The organism is Pseudomonas anguilliseptica (assembly GCF_021375795.1).
GTDB lineage: Bacteria > Pseudomonadota > Gammaproteobacteria > Pseudomonadales > Pseudomonadaceae > Aquipseudomonas > Aquipseudomonas anguilliseptica_A.
Genome location: NZ_JAEIOI010000001.1, coordinates 1,333,121 through 1,349,510 on the forward strand (window position 1 = coordinate 1,333,121; position 16,390 = coordinate 1,349,510).

Annotated in this window: 15 protein-coding genes; 11 read left to right on the forward strand and 4 right to left on the reverse strand. The window is 60.7% G+C overall.

The window, feature by feature from the left end; translation table 11 throughout:
• Nucleotides 1-2 precede the first annotated feature (2 nt).
• From fliS (IOD17_RS06160) to IOD17_RS06185, 6 genes are all read left to right on the forward strand, one after another.
• Nucleotides 3-395: a flagellar export chaperone FliS gene (gene fliS, locus IOD17_RS06160; protein WP_233684187.1), complete on the forward strand. Its 393-nt coding sequence runs from the start codon at nucleotides 3-5 to the stop codon at nucleotides 393-395.
• 71 nt (nucleotides 396-466) lie between these two features.
• Nucleotides 467-847: a flagellar export chaperone FliS gene (gene fliS, locus IOD17_RS06165; protein ID WP_233684188.1), complete on the forward strand. Its 381-nt coding sequence runs from the start codon at nucleotides 467-469 to the stop codon at nucleotides 845-847.
• Nucleotides 848-874: 27 nt separating this feature from the next.
• The gene (locus IOD17_RS06170; RefSeq protein ID WP_233684189.1) at nucleotides 875-1,171 is read left to right on the forward strand and encodes a flagellar protein FliT; all 297 of its coding nucleotides are present in this window, start codon (nucleotides 875-877) and stop codon (nucleotides 1,169-1,171) included.
• A 220-nt stretch (nucleotides 1,172-1,391) separates the two neighbouring features.
• Nucleotides 1,392-2,864 (forward strand): sigma-54 dependent transcriptional regulator, encoded by a 1,473-nt coding sequence (locus IOD17_RS06175; RefSeq protein WP_233684190.1) that lies wholly within the window; start codon nucleotides 1,392-1,394, stop codon nucleotides 2,862-2,864.
• A 183-nt stretch (nucleotides 2,865-3,047) separates the two neighbouring features.
• Nucleotides 3,048-4,256, forward strand: coding sequence for a sensor histidine kinase (locus tag IOD17_RS06180; RefSeq protein ID WP_233684191.1), 1,209 nt, complete (start codon nucleotides 3,048-3,050; stop codon nucleotides 4,254-4,256).
• Between the two features lie 7 nt (nucleotides 4,257-4,263).
• Entirely contained in the window at nucleotides 4,264-5,673 is a 1,410-nt protein-coding gene (locus tag IOD17_RS06185) for a sigma-54-dependent transcriptional regulator (protein ID WP_233684192.1), read from the forward strand.
• A gap of 81 nt (nucleotides 5,674-5,754) precedes the next feature.
• Here IOD17_RS06185 and lapD read toward each other — a convergent pair whose 3' ends face one another.
• The 4 genes from lapD to IOD17_RS06205 form a co-directional block, all read right to left on the reverse strand.
• Nucleotides 5,755-7,704: a cyclic di-GMP receptor LapD gene (lapD, locus tag IOD17_RS06190; RefSeq protein WP_233684193.1), complete on the reverse strand. Its 1,950-nt coding sequence runs from the start codon at nucleotides 7,702-7,704 to the stop codon at nucleotides 5,755-5,757.
• Between the two features lie 9 nt (nucleotides 7,705-7,713).
• Nucleotides 7,714-8,406 (reverse strand): cysteine protease LapG, encoded by a 693-nt coding sequence (gene lapG, locus IOD17_RS06195; RefSeq protein WP_233684194.1) that lies wholly within the window; start codon nucleotides 8,404-8,406, stop codon nucleotides 7,714-7,716.
• Nucleotides 8,407-8,590: 184 nt separating this feature from the next.
• Nucleotides 8,591-9,004, reverse strand: coding sequence for a YbaN family protein (locus tag IOD17_RS06200; RefSeq protein WP_233684195.1), 414 nt, complete (start codon nucleotides 9,002-9,004; stop codon nucleotides 8,591-8,593).
• A 9-nt stretch (nucleotides 9,005-9,013) separates the two neighbouring features.
• Nucleotides 9,014-9,601, reverse strand: a complete 588-nt coding sequence (locus IOD17_RS06205; RefSeq protein ID WP_233684196.1) for a YecA family protein — start codon at nucleotides 9,599-9,601, stop codon at nucleotides 9,014-9,016.
• Nucleotides 9,602-9,767: 166 nt separating this feature from the next.
• Between IOD17_RS06205 and recQ the strand changes: the two genes are divergently transcribed.
• The 5 genes from recQ (at nucleotide 9,768) to IOD17_RS06230 (ending at nucleotide 16,192) form a co-directional block, all read left to right on the forward strand.
• Entirely contained in the window at nucleotides 9,768-11,894 is a 2,127-nt protein-coding gene (gene recQ / locus IOD17_RS06210) for a DNA helicase RecQ (protein ID WP_233684197.1), read from the forward strand.
• Nucleotides 11,895-11,981: 87 nt separating this feature from the next.
• Complete coding sequence (locus IOD17_RS06215) at nucleotides 11,982-13,145, forward strand: diguanylate cyclase (protein WP_233684198.1); 1,164 nt, start codon at nucleotides 11,982-11,984, stop codon at nucleotides 13,143-13,145.
• A gap of 110 nt (nucleotides 13,146-13,255) precedes the next feature.
• Complete coding sequence (locus tag IOD17_RS06220; protein ID WP_233684199.1) at nucleotides 13,256-14,272, forward strand: DUF2804 domain-containing protein; 1,017 nt, start codon at nucleotides 13,256-13,258, stop codon at nucleotides 14,270-14,272.
• Between the two features lie 82 nt (nucleotides 14,273-14,354).
• Nucleotides 14,355-14,789, forward strand: coding sequence for a MarR family transcriptional regulator (locus IOD17_RS06225; RefSeq protein WP_233684200.1), 435 nt, complete (start codon nucleotides 14,355-14,357; stop codon nucleotides 14,787-14,789).
• Nucleotides 14,789-16,192, forward strand: a complete 1,404-nt coding sequence (locus IOD17_RS06230; protein WP_233684201.1) for a DHA2 family efflux MFS transporter permease subunit — start codon at nucleotides 14,789-14,791, stop codon at nucleotides 16,190-16,192. Before IOD17_RS06225 ends, IOD17_RS06230 begins: the two co-directional genes overlap by 1 nt.
• The last annotated feature ends 198 nt before the right edge of the window (nucleotides 16,193-16,390 follow it).

A 16,390-nucleotide genomic window follows, 5' to 3' on the forward strand; every position in this document is an offset into this window, starting at 1 on the left:
TAATGAGCAAGAAGCCGATTGATACCTACAAGCAGGTCAACACCAGTCACGAGGTTTCCCCATACCGTACCGTGCAGTTGTTGCTGGAAGGTGCCGTGCAGCGGGTGATGCTGGCCAAGCACGCGCAAAATGAAGGCGATGCCGAGGTCCGCGGTCTGGCGGTCGGCAGCACTATTACCATCCTCGGTGTGCTACAGGCGAGTCTCGACAAGAACCTGGGTGGCGAGATTGCCGAGAATCTGGATTCGCTCTACGACTACATGACACGCCGCCTGGCGGGCGTTGCGCTCGACTCAACTCCGCGCACTTTGGATGAAGTTCAGGCCCTGCTTGAACAAATCAAAAGTGCTTGGGATGCCATCGGGCCAGAGGTCGAACCTGCTGCAGTTAGCTGATTTGATTGTTAAAGCTTTGCGCGGTGACGCCGATACCTGAGGTATCCGGTTAGCAAAAAGCGAGAACAACGATGAACGCGATGGCGGCTCTCAGGCAGTATCAAACCGTCAACACCCAGGCGCAGGCGATTGAAGCCAGCCCGCATCGGTTGATTCAAATGTTGATGGAAGGTGGCCTCACTCGTTTGGCGCAGGCGCGCGGTGCGATGGAGCGTGATCAGGTTGCTCTAAAGGGTGAGTTGATCAGCAAGGCCATTGGTATTATTGGCGGCTTGCGTGAAGGTCTGAATCTGGAACAGGGTGGCGAAGTGGCTGCCAATCTGGATAGCCTTTACGAGTACATGGCGAGCCGCCTTGTTGAGGCCAATTTGCAGAATGAAATAGCGCCATTGGATGAAGTGGCTGGGCTGTTGCGTAATGTCAAAGCTGGCTGGGATGCCATTGCTGAGTAAGGCTGTTTCCCGCCTGAGGAAGTGTTTATGAGTTCATCCGTGCAGCGTCTAGAAGAAACAGGCAGTGCCTTGCGCGTGGCGTTGGCCAGTCAGGATTGGGCTGCAATCGGTGAGCTGGATCTGCAGTGCCGTCAGGCGGTTGACGAAGCCATGGTGGAATCTGCCAATGATGAAGAGACCTTGCGTGCCCGCATGCAAGAACTGTTGGATCTTTATCGTGAGCTGGTCAATGTTTGTCAGGCTGAGCAACAGCGACTGGCTCACGAGTTGGTACAGCTGAATCAGTCGCAACAGGGTGCCAAGGTCTACCAACTGTTTGGTTGATTGGTGTTTCCCGGTCGATGCCGTTCGGTATCGACCTTCTGGTCTTTTCCCTCCTTTTTCAAACAGCTGCTTAGTCTGCTTGTCGGGCAAAATAAAAAAGCACGCCATAAAATTGACTGCGAACAAAAAATTGACTTAACTAGTGGCCAATTGCCGTCGCTGGCGCAGGTTATTTTTGTCAGCTGACACGTTCTTCACTCCAGGATCAGCAAATAAAACTATGTGGCGTGAAACCAAAATCCTCCTGATTGACGATAACAGCGAACGCCGTCGTGACTTGACGGTAATCCTGAACTTTCTGGGTGAAGAGCATCTGGCCTGTGACAGCCAGAATTGGCGGCAATGTGTAGCTGAGCTGTCGTCGAACCGTGAAGTGCTCAGCGTTTTGCTGGGTGAGGTGAAGGCCAAGGGTGGCGTGCTGGAAATGCTCAAGCAGTTGGCTGCCTGGGATGAGTTCTTGCCAACTTTGCTGATCAACGAGCAGGTTGCGATCGAATGGCCGGAGGAGCAGCGCCGCAGTGTGCTGGCCAGCCTGGAAATGCCGCTGAGCTACAACAAGCTGCTCGACTCGCTGCACCGCGCCCAGGTTTACCGCGAGATGTACGACCAGGCCCGTGAGCGTGGACGGCAACGCGAAACCAACCTGTTCCGTAGCCTTGTGGGCACCAGTCGGGCCATTCAGCAAGTGCGGCAGATGATGCAGCAGGTGGCCGATACCGAAGCCAGCGTGCTGATCCTCGGCGAGTCCGGCACTGGCAAAGAGGTGGTTGCGCGCAACCTGCATTACCACTCCAAGCGCCGTGAAGCGCCTTTTGTGCCGGTCAACTGCGGCGCGATTCCTGCCGAGTTGCTGGAAAGTGAACTGTTCGGCCATGAGAAGGGCGCGTTTACTGGCGCGATCACCAGCCGTGCCGGACGTTTCGAGCTGGCCAATGGCGGCACGCTGTTTCTTGATGAGATCGGTGACATGCCGCTACCCATGCAGGTCAAGCTGCTGCGCGTATTGCAGGAGCGCACCTTTGAGCGGGTTGGCAGCAACAAGACGCAGAGTGCCGATGTGCGGATCATTGCCGCCACCCACAAGAATCTGGAAAAAATGATCGAGGACGGCAGCTTTCGTGAGGATCTGTATTACCGCCTCAACGTTTTCCCCATCGAAATGGCTCCGCTGCGTGAGCGTATCGAAGACATTCCGTTGCTGATGAACGAGCTGATCTCTCGCATGGAGTTCGAGAAGCGCGGCTCCATCCGTTTCAACTCGGCAGCCATCATGTCGCTGTGTCGGCATGATTGGGCGGGTAACGTGCGTGAGCTGGCCAACCTGGTCGAGCGCATGGCGATCATGCATCCCTATGGGGTCATCGGTGTGGGCGAGTTGCCGAAGAAGTTTCGCCATGTCGATGATGAAGACGAGAGCATGGTGGCGACGCTGCGTGATGAGCTGGATGAGCGCGCGACCATCATGGCGGGTTTGCCGGGTGTCGACTCGATGGCCATGCTGCCGCCGGAAGGCTTGGACCTGAAGGACTATCTGGGCAACCTCGAGCAAGGTCTGATCCAGCAGGCGCTGGACGATGCCAGCGGTGTGGTGGCGCGAGCGGCCGAACGGTTGCGTATCCGCCGCACCACCCTGGTTGAGAAAATGCGCAAGTACGGCATGAGCCGACGTGATGACGAGGGTCTGGACGACTGAGTCGCACACGCTGCACTCGTCAGTGACTTGGCGTTTGCCCACCTAATAAAGCCGAAGGTTTGACGCAGCCTTCGGCTTTGTTTTTTATGGTGTTGATTTATAAGGGTATTTTTTCAGGCACGGGTATTGCTATCTCTCTTGCAACTGACTGTCTTATGACGGCTCGCTGCGCGAGAGAGAACCATGAACGCTAACGCCCAACGCCCTGAAGAATCCGATGTACCTGCTCCTGTGGAGCAGGCCAGCCGTGCCGGGCTCGAACAGGCTTTTGCCTTGTTCAATCAGATGTCGACTCAACTGAGCACCTCCTACAGCATGCTCGAAGCTCGGGTGACTGAGCTCAAGGGCCAGTTGGCGCTGGTCAGCGCCCAGCGCATGCAGGAGCTGGCTGAGAAAGAGCGCCTGGCCCACCGCCTGCAGAGCCTGCTGGATCTGTTGCCTGGCGGGGTGATCGTGATCGACGGTCAAGGCGTGGTGCGTGAAGCCAATCCCGTGGCGCGTAACCTGTTGGGCCAGCCGCTGGTGGGCATGCTCTGGCGCCAGGTGATCGCCCGCAACTTCGCCCCGCGCGAGGATGATGGTCACGAAATCTCCCTGAAGGATGGCCGGCGCCTGTCGATTGCCACCCGTTCTTTGCACGCAGAACCTGGCCAGTTGGTGCTGCTGACCGATCTGACAGAAACCCGGCGCTTGCAGGACCAGTTGTCCCGTCATGAGCGCCTGTCCGCCCTCGGTCGTATGGTGGCGTCGCTCGCGCATCAGATTCGTACGCCCCTGTCCGCTGCCTTGCTGTATGCCAGCCATCTGACTGAACAGGTCTTGCCGGTCGAGCAGCAGCAGCGCTTTGCCGGACGCCTGAAAGAGCGCCTGCATGAGCTGGAGCATCAGGTGCGTGACATGCTGATCTTCGCCCGTGGTGAGCTGCCGTTGCCGGATCGTCTGGCCCCTGCGGCGCTGTTCGATGCGCTGCGCCGCGCCGCCGAACCGCATGTATTAGGGATGCAGGTGCGTTGGCAGTGCGACAGCCGCATGGGTGAGTTGCTGTGCAACCGCGACACCCTGGTGGGGTCGGTGCTTAACCTGATCGAAAACGCGATTCAGGCCGGTGGCCGTGAGGCGCGTTTGAAGATTCATCTCTATGAGCGCGGCGAGACCCTGCGCCTGTGCATCAGCGACAACGGCCCAGGCATCGACAGCGTGACGCTGGCACGGCTTGGCGAACCCTTCTTTACCACCAAAACCACCGGTACCGGGCTTGGCCTGGCGGTGGTCAAGGCCGTTGCGCGCGCTCATCAGGGCGATGTGCAACTGCGTTCGCGGCCAGGGCGTGGCACCTGCGCGATTCTTACCTTGCCGCTGTTGGGTGCTAAGCACCCTTTGATTCGGGAGTAACCACCCTATGGCGAACAAAATTCTGTTGGTCGAAGATGACCGCGCCCTGCGCGAGGCGCTGGCCGATACCTTGGCACTGGGTGGGCATGATTACCGCGCGGTGGATTGCGCAGAAGCGGCGCTGCTGGCGATTGCCGAAGAGTCTTTTGGCCTGGTGGTCAGTGACGTCAACATGCCCGGCATGGATGGTCACCAGTTGCTTGCGCAGATTCGTCAGCGCCAGCCGCAGCTGCCGGTACTGCTGATGACGGCGTTCGGCGCAGTGGAGCGGGCGGTGGATGCCATGCGCCAAGGCGCGGCGGATTACCTAGTCAAACCATTCGAGCCGAAAGCGCTACTCAGTCTGGTAGATCGGCATGCCTTGGGTCGGGTTTCTGCCAGCGAGCAGGACGGCCCTGTCGCCGAGGAGCCGGCCAGCGTACAACTGCTGGCCCTGGCCACGCGGGTGGCACAGAGCGATTCCACGGTGCTGATCACGGGTGAATCAGGTACCGGTAAAGAGGTGCTGGCGCGGTTTATTCACCAGCAGTCACCACGTGGCAGCAAACCCTTTATTGCCATCAACTGTGCGGCGATTCCGGACAACATGCTGGAAGCTACGCTCTTCGGGCATGAAAAGGGCGCATTTACCGGGGCGATTGCCAGTGCGCCGGGCAAGTTTGAGTTGGCCGAGGGTGGCACCATTCTGCTCGATGAAATTTCCGAGATGCCGCTGGGCTTGCAGGCCAAGTTGCTGCGGGTATTGCAGGAGCGTGAAGTAGAGCGAGTCGGCGCGCGTAAGCCGATTACCCTGGATATCCGCGTGCTGGCCACCAGTAACCGTGATCTGGCCAGTGAAGTGGCGGCGGGTCGCTTCCGTGAGGATCTCTATTACCGCCTATCCGTATTCCCGTTGGCCTGGCGGCCATTGCGTGAACGTCCGGCGGATATCGTGCCGCTGGCCGAGCGCTTGCTGGCCAAATACGTGAAGAAAATGAACCACGCGCCGATTCGGCTTTCTCCGCAAGCGCAGATGAGCCTGGTGAGCCACAGCTGGCCGGGTAATGTGCGTGAGTTGGATAACGCCATTCAGCGCGCGCTGATCCTGCAACAGGGCGGTTTGATCCAGCCGCAGGACCTCTGCCTGCAGGCCCCGATTGGCGCGGCAACGCAGCCTTTTGTACCGCCGCAATTGGCAGTGGTGGCGAATAATCTGCCGCCGGTGGCGCTGGATGCGCCAGCCGCCGAGGCCGGGGCACTGGGTGATGACCTGCGTAGGCATGAGTTTCAGATGATCATCGACACCCTGCGCGCCGAGCGCGGTCGGCGCAAGGAAGCCGCAGAACGCCTGGGAATCAGCCCGCGCACCCTGCGCTACAAGCTGGCGCAGATGCGTGATGCCGGGATGGATGTGGAAGGCTATCTATTTGCCAGCTGAAAGCCGCAGGCTGACGTGCCGGAGCACTAAGGTGGCCTCGGGGTAGGCCGTAGAGCGGGCTACCCCGTTTGCGTTGGCGGATCAGCCTTTCCAGGGTTCTGGCGCACCGAGCAGGCGACCCATGGCGCCATAGAGCCCCAGCTCCTTGAGCACCGCCAACTCACCCTCGGTTTCCACCATCTCGGCAATCAGCGGCAGGTCGATGCTGTTGGTGGCGCGGAATACGGCCTCGATAAACATGCGTTTGTCGCTTTCCAGATCGATGGCGCGGATATAGGTGCCGTCGAGTTTCAGGTAGGCCAGGCCCAGGTGGGTCAGGTTACCAATCAGGCTGAAGCGCCCACCGAAGTGTTGTAGGCCCAAGCTGAAGCCGCTGTCGCGGATGCCTTGGCTAAGCGCTTCCAGTTCGGCTGCCGGTGGCAGGTGGCGTTCGTCCACCTCCAGTGTCAGCAGGCTGGCTTGTTGCGGGTGTTGCCGGAGAATTTCGAACATGCGCTTGAGGGTTTCGTTATCGCGCAGGGTAGCGGCCGACAGGCTCAAGGCCAGTGGCGCGGCATGTTCGTTCAAGTGCGCGAGGCTGTGTTCGAGCATGGCCAGGTCGAATCGAGCGGTCCAGCCCAGGCGCTCGATCCAGGGCAGGAAGCGCCCGGCAGCAATCGCCTCGCCCTGCGGGTCAAGCAGACGCGCCAGCACCTTGTGATGCAGCAGTTGGCCGCGATCGGCACATTGGGTGACCGGCTGGAAATACAGTTGCAGCTTGCGTTTGTTCAGTGCGTCGTCGATCCAGGTCCGCCAATCGTGCAGGCCCTGAGCTGGTTGTGCGTGGTAATCGTCCAGGCGTACCCAGTCACGGCTCGGATCGTTCTGTGCCTGCGCCAGAGCCTGGTCGACGCGGCTGATGACCTGGCCGGGGTCTTCACCCGGACGGAAGGCGGCAATGCCCATGTGGGCCACCGGTGTGCAGTCGCTGGCACCGGTCTGGCGCAGGCTTTCCAGGCCGCTGTGCAACTCACCGGCGAGCAGGTCGGCTTCTTCACTGCCAATGCCGGGGGCCAGCAGGCTGAATTCTCCGCCCCGGCTGCGTGAGGCCAGCCAGTCGGCGCGCTGGGTTTGATTGAGCAGGCGCTTGAGCAGTTCGCCGATGGCGGCAATCAGTGCATCGGTCTGCTGGCCGCCGAGGCGCTGGTTGAGGCCGCCCAGATCGTTGACCCGCAGCAGGATCAGGTAGCCTTCGGCGTTCTGCTCACTGACCACCAGTTGATGAGCCAGGCGAATGTCGAACAGGCGGCGGTTGGCCAGGCCGGTGATGCTGTCCTGATAGGCTTCTTCACGCAGTTTCTCGCTGCGCGCGGCTTCTTCGGCGAACAGGGTTTTTAGCTTCTCCACCATCTGGTTCATCGCAGTGACCACGCGCTTGAGTTCCGGCGTGCGCGGCACTTTGGGCAGGGTGAGAAACTCGCGACGGGTGATGGCCTGGGCCTGTTGCACCATGTTGTCCAGTGGCCGCAGCTGGGTGCGCAGCAGCCAGCCACCGAGGATCGCACTGACCAGACCGCATAGCAGCAGCCAGAGCAGGCTGCCGATGGCACTGTCCCAGAGTTTGGCTAGGGCGAACTGCGGATGACTGAGCACCTCGACCCGCGCGGCCTGTTCCCAGCCACGCATGATCAATGCATCGCCGCCCTGGGCTTGCAGGTTCACCAGCTCACTGAACCAGAGCGGTACGCTTTCCGCCGTGGAGTCGTCGCTGCGACGTTCGACGATCACCTCGTCATCCGGAATGCGCACCACGCGGATGCTGGTGAAGTAACCGCTGTCGAAGATCGAGCTGACCATCAGCTCAATCATCGCCGGGTCATCCACGTGAGGGGTCATCGACAGGCCCAGGGCTGTGGCGGCGTCCTGGGCGTGGGAACGCAGCTGGCTGAGCAGCTGTTCGCGTGAGCTTTCCACGCCGGCGATAAAACTGCCGGTAAAGGCCACGATCAGGAACAGGCAAATGGCGAGAAATAGCTGTTTGAGCAGAGACATGGGTTCCTCCTAGCCTTCGCCGATGGCGAAGCCCTCAGCGCGCATCTTTTTCAGCAGGTCCTGCCAGCGCGAAAGCTTTTTGGTGTCGCTCTTCTTACTGTTGGAGCCGGGCAGGTACAGCCCTTCGGCGTTGAATGCATAGACGGGCAGCAGGTCGCGGCGCTGTGACGCGGGCTTGATCTCGTTGATCAGGTTGTCCAGCACCAGGGGCTCGGCGCTGGGGCTGGCATAGTAGGTCAGCACCATGTGGGCCTGGTTGTAGTTGAGGGCCTTGACGTAGGTGATGCGCAGCTTGTCGCTGGGGATACCAAGGCGGCGCAGGGTGAAGTACTTGGCGATGGAGTAGTCCTCGCAATCCCCTTCACCCTTGACCAGCATCTCGATGGGGGTCGCCCAGTAGTCGTTTTGTCTCCACACTTTGATGTCATCGGAGAAGCGGATCTGCCGATTGAAGAAGCGGTTGACCTCGGTGAGCTTGTCTCTTTCGCTGCTGTTTGCGCTGGCCTTGATCTGCGCTTCCCAGGCCAGGATGCGCTGCTTGGCAGGGCCGAGGGTGCCGTAGCGGCTTTCGGCTTTTTGCAGGATTACCCCGAAGTCCCAGTTGGCCAGGGCGCTGGCCAGACCAATCAGCAGGATGCAGCCGCCCAGCAACGCTCGGTTGAGGCGCTTGAACCATCCATGAATGAGCTGACGGGGTTGCATGTACCGCGCCTCGGCCGGGGATTGGGGAAGTCTAGGTGCTGGTGGTGTTTTTTGCCGTGCCGAATATACCGAATGTCGGCGCGCTGTAGGGCAGCTTGGGTTGCTTTACTGATTTTCCGCCAGCTCTCTAGGGCGGCGTTTCAGCGCGTTTGGCGGGAAAGCACTAACAGGTGAAGTGACAAGGCTAGGGTTTGACCAGGGTTTTCTGCTTGAGGATATACAGGCTGACCAGTACGGCGCTGGTCAACATAAACGCGCGGGCCCAGAACAGTGGCACCAGGTAGTACGACAGACCGATGCTCAGCCACATAAGGCTGATGGCGTAGACCTTGCCTTTGAGCGGGATACCCTGGCCTTCGAGGTAGTCGACGATCCAGGGCCCTAGCTGACGGTGATTGACCAGCCACAGGTAGAAGCGCCTTGAGCTGCGCATAAAGCAGGCGGCAGCCAGCAGTAGAAAGGGGGTGGTGGGCAGAACCGGGAGAAAGATACCGATGACGCCCAGCGCCACGCTCAGCCAGCCGATGGCCAGCAGAGCGTAACGGATGGCGGGGTTGCGCTGTTCCTGAACTCGCGGTTCCTGAATGTGGCGCACCATGGCGCGGTCTTAGTGGTGGCGCGGCTTCAAAAGGGCCGGTTTTTCTTCCGGCGCATTGCACAGCAGGAACAGGGCGGTCAGCAGCTCGGGGATCTGATCGACCATGCTGTCGACCAGGTCGCGGTCACGGGCGATTTCGGCGAATTCGGGTTGCTCGTCAAACAGGCCGGAGCCGACCATGATCGGCAGCAGCAATTCACTGACTTCATCTTCGGCATCGTCGAACCACACCGCTTCACGCAGGAACACGCCTTCCATAAAGCCGATGCACCAGCCGCGCAGGTCGGAGTCGTCGGGCTCATCGCCGAGGTCGAGTTCGCACGGCACTTCCGGCTCATCATCGCTGGCCAGTTGGCGGGCGATATGGCTTTGCAGCTGAATCAGGGTGGCTTCGATCTCTTCGCGTTCGGCATCACTGCGGTAATGCGGCGGCTCGGAGAACAGCGCGTCGATCCACTCACGCTCTGGCACCTTTTCCGGGCAGATCGACAGGGCGGTCAGGTAGCCATGGGCGGCGATGTAGTCCAGTGCCTCTTCATGCAGCTCATCGGCATCAAGGAAGGCTTGCAGGCGGGAGAGTTGCTCGGCGAAGGACATCGGGGGCTACCTTGAGGGAGTAAACGAGGCTGAATTCTAGTCTAGAGCGGCCATAGCGGCCATAGCCGCAGGCCATGGCCGGTGAAATTCGGATCAAACTCCAGCATGCCCGCGCTTGCCCAAGCGGCACTTGCGTATAATGCGCGGCTTGTTTCGGAGACCTTTCATGCTCGAACACGCGCAACGCATCCTCAAAGACGTATTCGGTTACGACAGCTTCCGTGGCCGTCAGGGTGCGATTATCGAGCGTGTGGCCAGTGGCGGTGATGCCCTGGTGTTGATGCCCACCGGTGGCGGTAAGTCGCTGTGCTTTCAGGTGCCTGCGCTGCTGCGTGATGGCCTGGCCGTGGTGGTGTCGCCGCTGATTGCGCTGATGGATGATCAGGTCGCCACCCTCGACGAGCTGGGTGTGGCGGCGGTGGCGTTGAACTCAACCTTGAGCGCCGATGAGCAGCGCGAGATTGCTGAGCGTATTCGCCGTGGCGAAATCAAGATGCTCTACCTCGCCCCCGAGCGGCTGGTGCAGCCGCGCATGCTGGCGTTTCTGCAGAACCTGCAGATTGCCCTGTTCGCCATTGACGAGGCGCATTGCGTATCGCAGTGGGGGCATGATTTCCGCCCGGAATACCTGCAGTTGGGCCAACTCGCCGAACTGTTCCCCCAGGTGCCGCGCATTGCCCTGACCGCCACGGCGGACATGCGTACCCGTGAGGAGATTGTCCAGCGCCTGCACCTGCAGAATGCCGAGCGCTTTCTGTCGAGTTTCGATCGGCCGAATATTTTCTATCGCATCGTGCCCAAGGAGCAGCCACGCAAGCAGTTGCTGAGCTTCCTCGCGGCGCGCAAGGGCGATGCCGGCATCGTCTATTGCCTGTCGCGCAAGAAGGTCGAGGAAGTGGCGTCGTTTCTGTCCGAGCAGGGTTTTCCGGCGTTGCCATACCACGCCGGCCTGAGCAACGAGCTGCGCGCCTACCACCAGAAGCGCTTTCTCAACGAGGAAGGGCTGATCATGGTGGCGACCATCGCCTTCGGCATGGGCATCGACAAGCCCAACGTGCGCTTTGTCGCTCACCTTGATCTGCCGAAATCCCTGGAAGCCTATTACCAGGAGACCGGGCGCGCTGGCCGTGATGGCCTGCCGGCGGATGCCTGGATGGCCTACGGCCTGCAGGATGTGATTTTCCTCAAGCAGATGCTCAACAACTCCGAGGGCGACGAGCGCCACAAGCGCGTCGAGCAGCACAAGCTCGACGCCATGCTGGCGCTGTGCGAGGAGACGCGTTGCCGGCGTCAGGCGTTACTTGCCTACTTTGATGAAGACATGCCACAACCCTGCGGGCATTGCGACAACTGCATCGACGGTGTGCAGACCTGGGATGCCACCGAGCCGGCGCGTCAGGCGCTGTCGGCGATCTACCGTACCGGCCAGCGCTATGGCGTGGGCCATCTGGTCGATGTTTTGCTCGGGCGCGATAACGAGAAAATCCGCGCCGTGGGTCATCAGCACCTGGCTGTGTTCGGCATTGGCAAGGCGCTGGTCGAAGGGGAGTGGCGTTCGCTGTTCCGTCAGCTGGTTGCGCGTGGCCTGGCGGATGTCGATCTGGAAGGCTTTGGTGGCCTGCGTCTTTCCGACAGTTGCCGGCCACTGCTCAAGGGCGAGATCAGCCTGCAACTGCGCCGTGATCTGAAGCCACAACAGAGCGCCAAGGCCTCCAGCAGCGCGGCCAGCCAACTGGTGCGCGGCGAAGAACGCGGCCAGTGGGAAGCACTGCGTGCGTTGCGGCGCAAACTGGCGGAAGAGCATGGCGTGCCGCCCTATGTGATCTTCCCGGATGCCACCTTGCTGGAAATGCTGCGCAGCAAGCCCAGCACCCTGGCCGAGATGGCGCGGGTCAGCGGTGTCGGGGCGCGCAAGCTGGAGCGTTATGGCGAGGCCTTTCTCGATGTGCTCGGTGCAGCCGATGAGGCTCCGCGCGCAGTCGTCGATCTGCGTCACGAACTGGTCAGCCTGGCCCGTGCCGGCATGACCCCGGCGCAGATTGCCGGGCAACTCAACTGCAGTGAAAAGAATGTCTACGGCCTGCTGGCCGAAGCCATTGCGCGGCAGCAGCTGTCGCTGGAGCAGGCCCTGGATGTACCCGAAGCGCTGCTGGGCGAAATTCAGGATGCGTTCCTGGATGGCGAGGGCGAATTGCCGGCTGTGGCGGCGATCAGCGAGCAGTTTGCCGGACGCGTTGAGCTGGGCATCCTGCACTGTGTGCGTGCCGCCTTGCAGGCAGAATTCGAAGCCTGAGGGTCTGGTCTGTCCGTACAGTCGATGCTTGTGGCTCTGGATGGGAGCGGCTAAGGTGGTTTCAGCCATCCAGCTGTTGAGGTCCCGGTGCCGCATCCCCATGCCTGGCTCGATGATGTTCGCCCCAGTCCCTATGCCGACCAGCTCGCCTTAGGGTTTCGTCTGTTGCGTTTCTCCCGGCCGCTGGAACGGGAATACCGCAACTATGTGCGTGACGACACCTTCGATCTCAAACGCATTGCCCTTGTCGTGGGCATACTGGTTTGGCTGGCCTTTGCCGCGTTTGATTTCGTCCTGATCAAGGCCCCTGAGGTGTGGTGGATGTTAGCCATCCGCCTCGCCGTTCTAGTGTTGCTCTGCCTGTTCGGCGGGTTGCTGATTCAGCGCAAGCACGCCTACCTGCTACAACCGCTGAGTCTGGTGAGCCTGCTGGCGTTGGGTGCGGCGGCGTCTTTTGTGGTCGGCATTGCCCATCGGGTTGATCCCAGCTACCCCTATGAAGGCTTGTTGCTGGTTTGTATGGCGGCCTACTTTCTCGCTGGATTACGTCTGATCGAAGCCCTGTGCTGCTCCTTGTTGGTATTGCTGGTCTACGTTTGCGTTGAATTGCTGGTGGCTGGTTTACCGCTGCCTCGGTTAATCAATAACACCCTGTTTCTGCTGTTCGGCAATCTGATGGGAGCGGTGGGGTGCTACCTGCTGGAGTTCAAGTCACGCGAGCATTTTCTGATCAGCCGGTTGATGCGTGTGCTGGCGGATCACGACAGCCTCACCGGCTTGAACAACCGCCGTAGCTTCAACCGTCAGTTCGAGCGCCTGTGGCGCCAGGCTCAACGTGAGCAGCGGTGCTTGGCTCTGCTGCTGTGTGACGTCGACCATTTCAAGGCATACAACGACCGCTATGGCCACCAGGCCGGTGACAACGTGCTGCAGCGCATTGGCAGCCTGTTACAGGATGCGGCGCGACGCCCCCTGGATATGGCCGTGCGCCTGGGCGGTGAGGAGTTTGCCGTGCTGTTGTATGACATCAGCGAAGCCGAAGCGCGCAACCACGCCGAGGCGCTGCGCCAGACCTTGCAGACCTTGAACATCGAACACGCCGCTTCCGACACGGCGAGCATGCTGACCATGTCGATTGGTATCGCCTGCATCCAGCCGGGCGAGGGCGGCGCGTTGGCGCAGCTTTACGAACATGCCGATCGCGCGCTGTATGAGGCCAAGGCGTTTGGCCGCAATCAGGTGGTGGCCTGAAGCGCTTAGGAAGTGGCCGATTTTGCCGCTGCGCTTGGCGCGTGTGGTGAATGCCTGCTGATGAACCCCGGTGCTAGCATCCCCGGCAGTTTCCTTGAGTGAATTGCCCCATGGACCGACTGATTCAGGCCAACGGCCAGCCGCATTACGGCATCTTTCCCGCCGCGCCGGGGCTGATCAATTACCGCGATTTTGATTTCCGCTCGCCCATGGGTCGCAAGCTCGGTGCGCTGGCCAAATGGCGGCGCTTTCATCAGTTTCAGTATTTCGGCCTGATCAGTGACGAGCTGATTGGTGGCTGCGCGCTGGCTAACCTCAGCCTGTTGGGCGTGGGCTTTGTCTATTTGTTCCACCCGGCCAGCGGACGCATGATCGAGCGTCAGTTCAAGCTGCCGCTGGGCTTTGGCAGCCAGTTCTCGCAAACCCCGGATCAGGGCGTCTGCGAGCTGCGCTTTGGCCGTAACCTGCTGCGTTTGGAGAACACTGATACGCCGCGGGAAAAGCGCCTGCTGGTGGAGTTGGATGACGGTACGCGCATCGATGCCTGTTTCTCCGAGGCAGAGCCTGCTTTTCAGCCGATGTGCATCAATACGCCGACGGCCGTCAACGGTTGGGTCTATGCGCAGAAAGTCGCGGGAGTGCGTTGCACGGGCCAGGTACGCAGCGTCTTGGGTGATTTCGACTTGGCGCAGATCGGTGCCTTTGCCCATCACGATTGGTCGGCTGGCTATATGCGCCCTGAAACACACTGGAACTGGGCCTGTCTGTCCGGCCAGGCCGGCGAGCAGCGGGTCGGGCTGAACCTGTCCTGCGGAGTCAATGAAACCAGCTTTACCGAGAACTGCTTCTGGCTGGATGGCGAGTTGCTCAAGGTTGATACCGTGCGCTTTGTCTTCGATCGTGATCAGCCGCTGCAGCCCTGGACGATCACTTCCCATGATGGCCAGGTGGAACTGCGCTTCGAGGGGCGTGGCCTGCACAAGGAACGCCTGAACATGGGGCTGCTGGCGAGCAACTTCAAACAGATCTTCGGTCAATTCAACGGCGTGCTGCGCCCCATTGGCCGACCCGAAGTACGCATCGACAACCTCTGGGGCTTTGTTGAAGATCAGTATGTAAAGTGGTGAAACCTTTTGCGGGCTTGCCTCGTTAAAAGGGTTATGGTTAGCTGGCTAATAATTAGTTTTTTATAGTTAAGAGCCGTTGTCCATGTCGCACACCGATCAACACCGTTTCGCCATGCAAGTCGCTCAACTGTCACGCGCCTGGCGCGCCGAACTGGACCGTCGCCTGGTCGGCCTGGGCCTGTCCCAGGCGCGCTGGCTGGTGCTGCTGCACCTGGGGCGCTTTGCCGAACTGCCAACTCAGCGTGAACTGGCGCAGAGCGTTGGCGTTGAAGGGCCGACCCTGGCGCGTTTGCTCGACAGCCTGGAGGCCCAGGGGCTGGTCAGCCGCCAGGCTGTACCGGAAGACCGCCGCGCCAAGAAGATCGCCCTCAGCCCACAGGCGCGGCCGCTGATCGAGAAGATCGAAGCCATCTCCGCACAGCTGCGCAAGGAAGTCTTCGCGGGTATCGACGAGGACGAACTACGGCGCTGCCAGAAGGTCCACGCCCAGGTGTTGAGTAACCTGGAAAAACGCTGATGGGGGATGACCTGCAGACGCTGCAGCAGCGTTTCGGTCCGCGTTATCCGCAGTGGCTGCTGGCGCTGTTGATGGTCGGTAGCATGGCCATGGTCCTGGCCTCTACCAGCATCAATGTCGCCTTGCCGGCGATCATGGCGGACTTTGCCATTGGGCGGCCGCTGGCGCAGTGGTTGTCCACCGGTTTTCTCGCAGCCATGACCGCAGGCCTGCTGTTGGCCGCCTGGGCCCAGGCGCGTTTTGGCGCGCGGCGTACGGCGCAGTTCGGCCTTCTGCTGTTTATCCTCACTTCACTGCTGGCGCTGGTGGCCCAGGCGGCCTGGCAACTGATCACGCTGCGCATCGTTCAGGGCCTGTGTGCCGGGATTGTTCAGCCACTGGCCATGGTGCTGATCTTCCGTGTCTTTGCTGAAGGCGGCCGTGGCATGGCGCTGGGGCTGTATGGCCTGGGTGTGATGCTGGCACCGTCGCTGGGGCCGGCCATCGGCGGCTATCTGGTCGATCACTTCGGCTGGGCCGCAATATTCTGGATGCCTTTGCCGATGTGCCTGCTGGCTTTGCTGGCCGGGCAATGGCTGTTGCCGAGTGCGCGAGCGAGCAGTGCCCCGCGCCTCGATTTGCTGGCGTTTATCTGTTTGTGCGTATCCATCTTTGCGGCCTTGGGCTTTCTGGCCGAAGCCCAGCGCTTTGCCTGGGGGGCACCGCGGGTCTGGCTGCCGGGCGTGGTGGCGTTGGTGGCCGCGCTGCTGTTTGTGCGGCGTAGCCGGCGTGTAGAACAGCCACTGTTGCCCTTGGCGTTGTGGCGGCATGCCGGGTTTCGCAGTGCCAGCTGGGTGGCCCTGACCCTGGGCTTGGGCCTGTATGGCTCGACCTACCTGATTCCGCTGTACCTGCAGACCATAGACGGTTTCAGCGCTGGGCGCGCTGGCATGCTGCTGTTGCCGGCCGGTTTGCTGATGGGCATGGCGTCCTTTCTCGGTGGCTGGCTCAGTGATCGGTTATCGGCGGCTGTGCTGCTCAGCACCGGGCTGCTGATCTTTGCGCTGTCAGCGGCCGGCTTGGCCTGGGTCGAGCAGGGCGCGTCCTTTGTCCTGTTGTGCTTCTGGGCCTGTGTCGGGCGCATCGGTCTGGGCATCCTGTTGCCGGCCTTGAGCACGGGGTCGCTGGATATTCTCAGTGCCGAGGAACTGGCTCAGGGGGCCGGGGCCATTACCTTCGTGCGCCAGTTGGGTGGGGCGTTCGGGGTCAATCTGCTGACCTTCTTTCTGGAGTGGCGGCACAGCGCCGAGGGCGGTGATCAGTGGGCCGAACTGCTGGCGTTCAAGCAGAGTTTCTGGCTGGTGGCCGGAGTATTCGCGATCACGGTTTTGGCGGCCTGGGGCGTTAAGTCGACAAAGCGCTGACAGCCAAACGGTAGTGTGACGGACTTGTCATTTTATTGACTGCGGGCCTATGCTTGATCCTGTGATGGCTTTTTGCCAAACGGCTGTTGGCATTTCTGTATTCAGTTCGCCTTATTCACTGCCATGCACACGCCGGGTTCGACATGGAACGTACTTCCCAAGGCACTATTTGCCGTCTCCTCTGACTTTCTCAAGCGC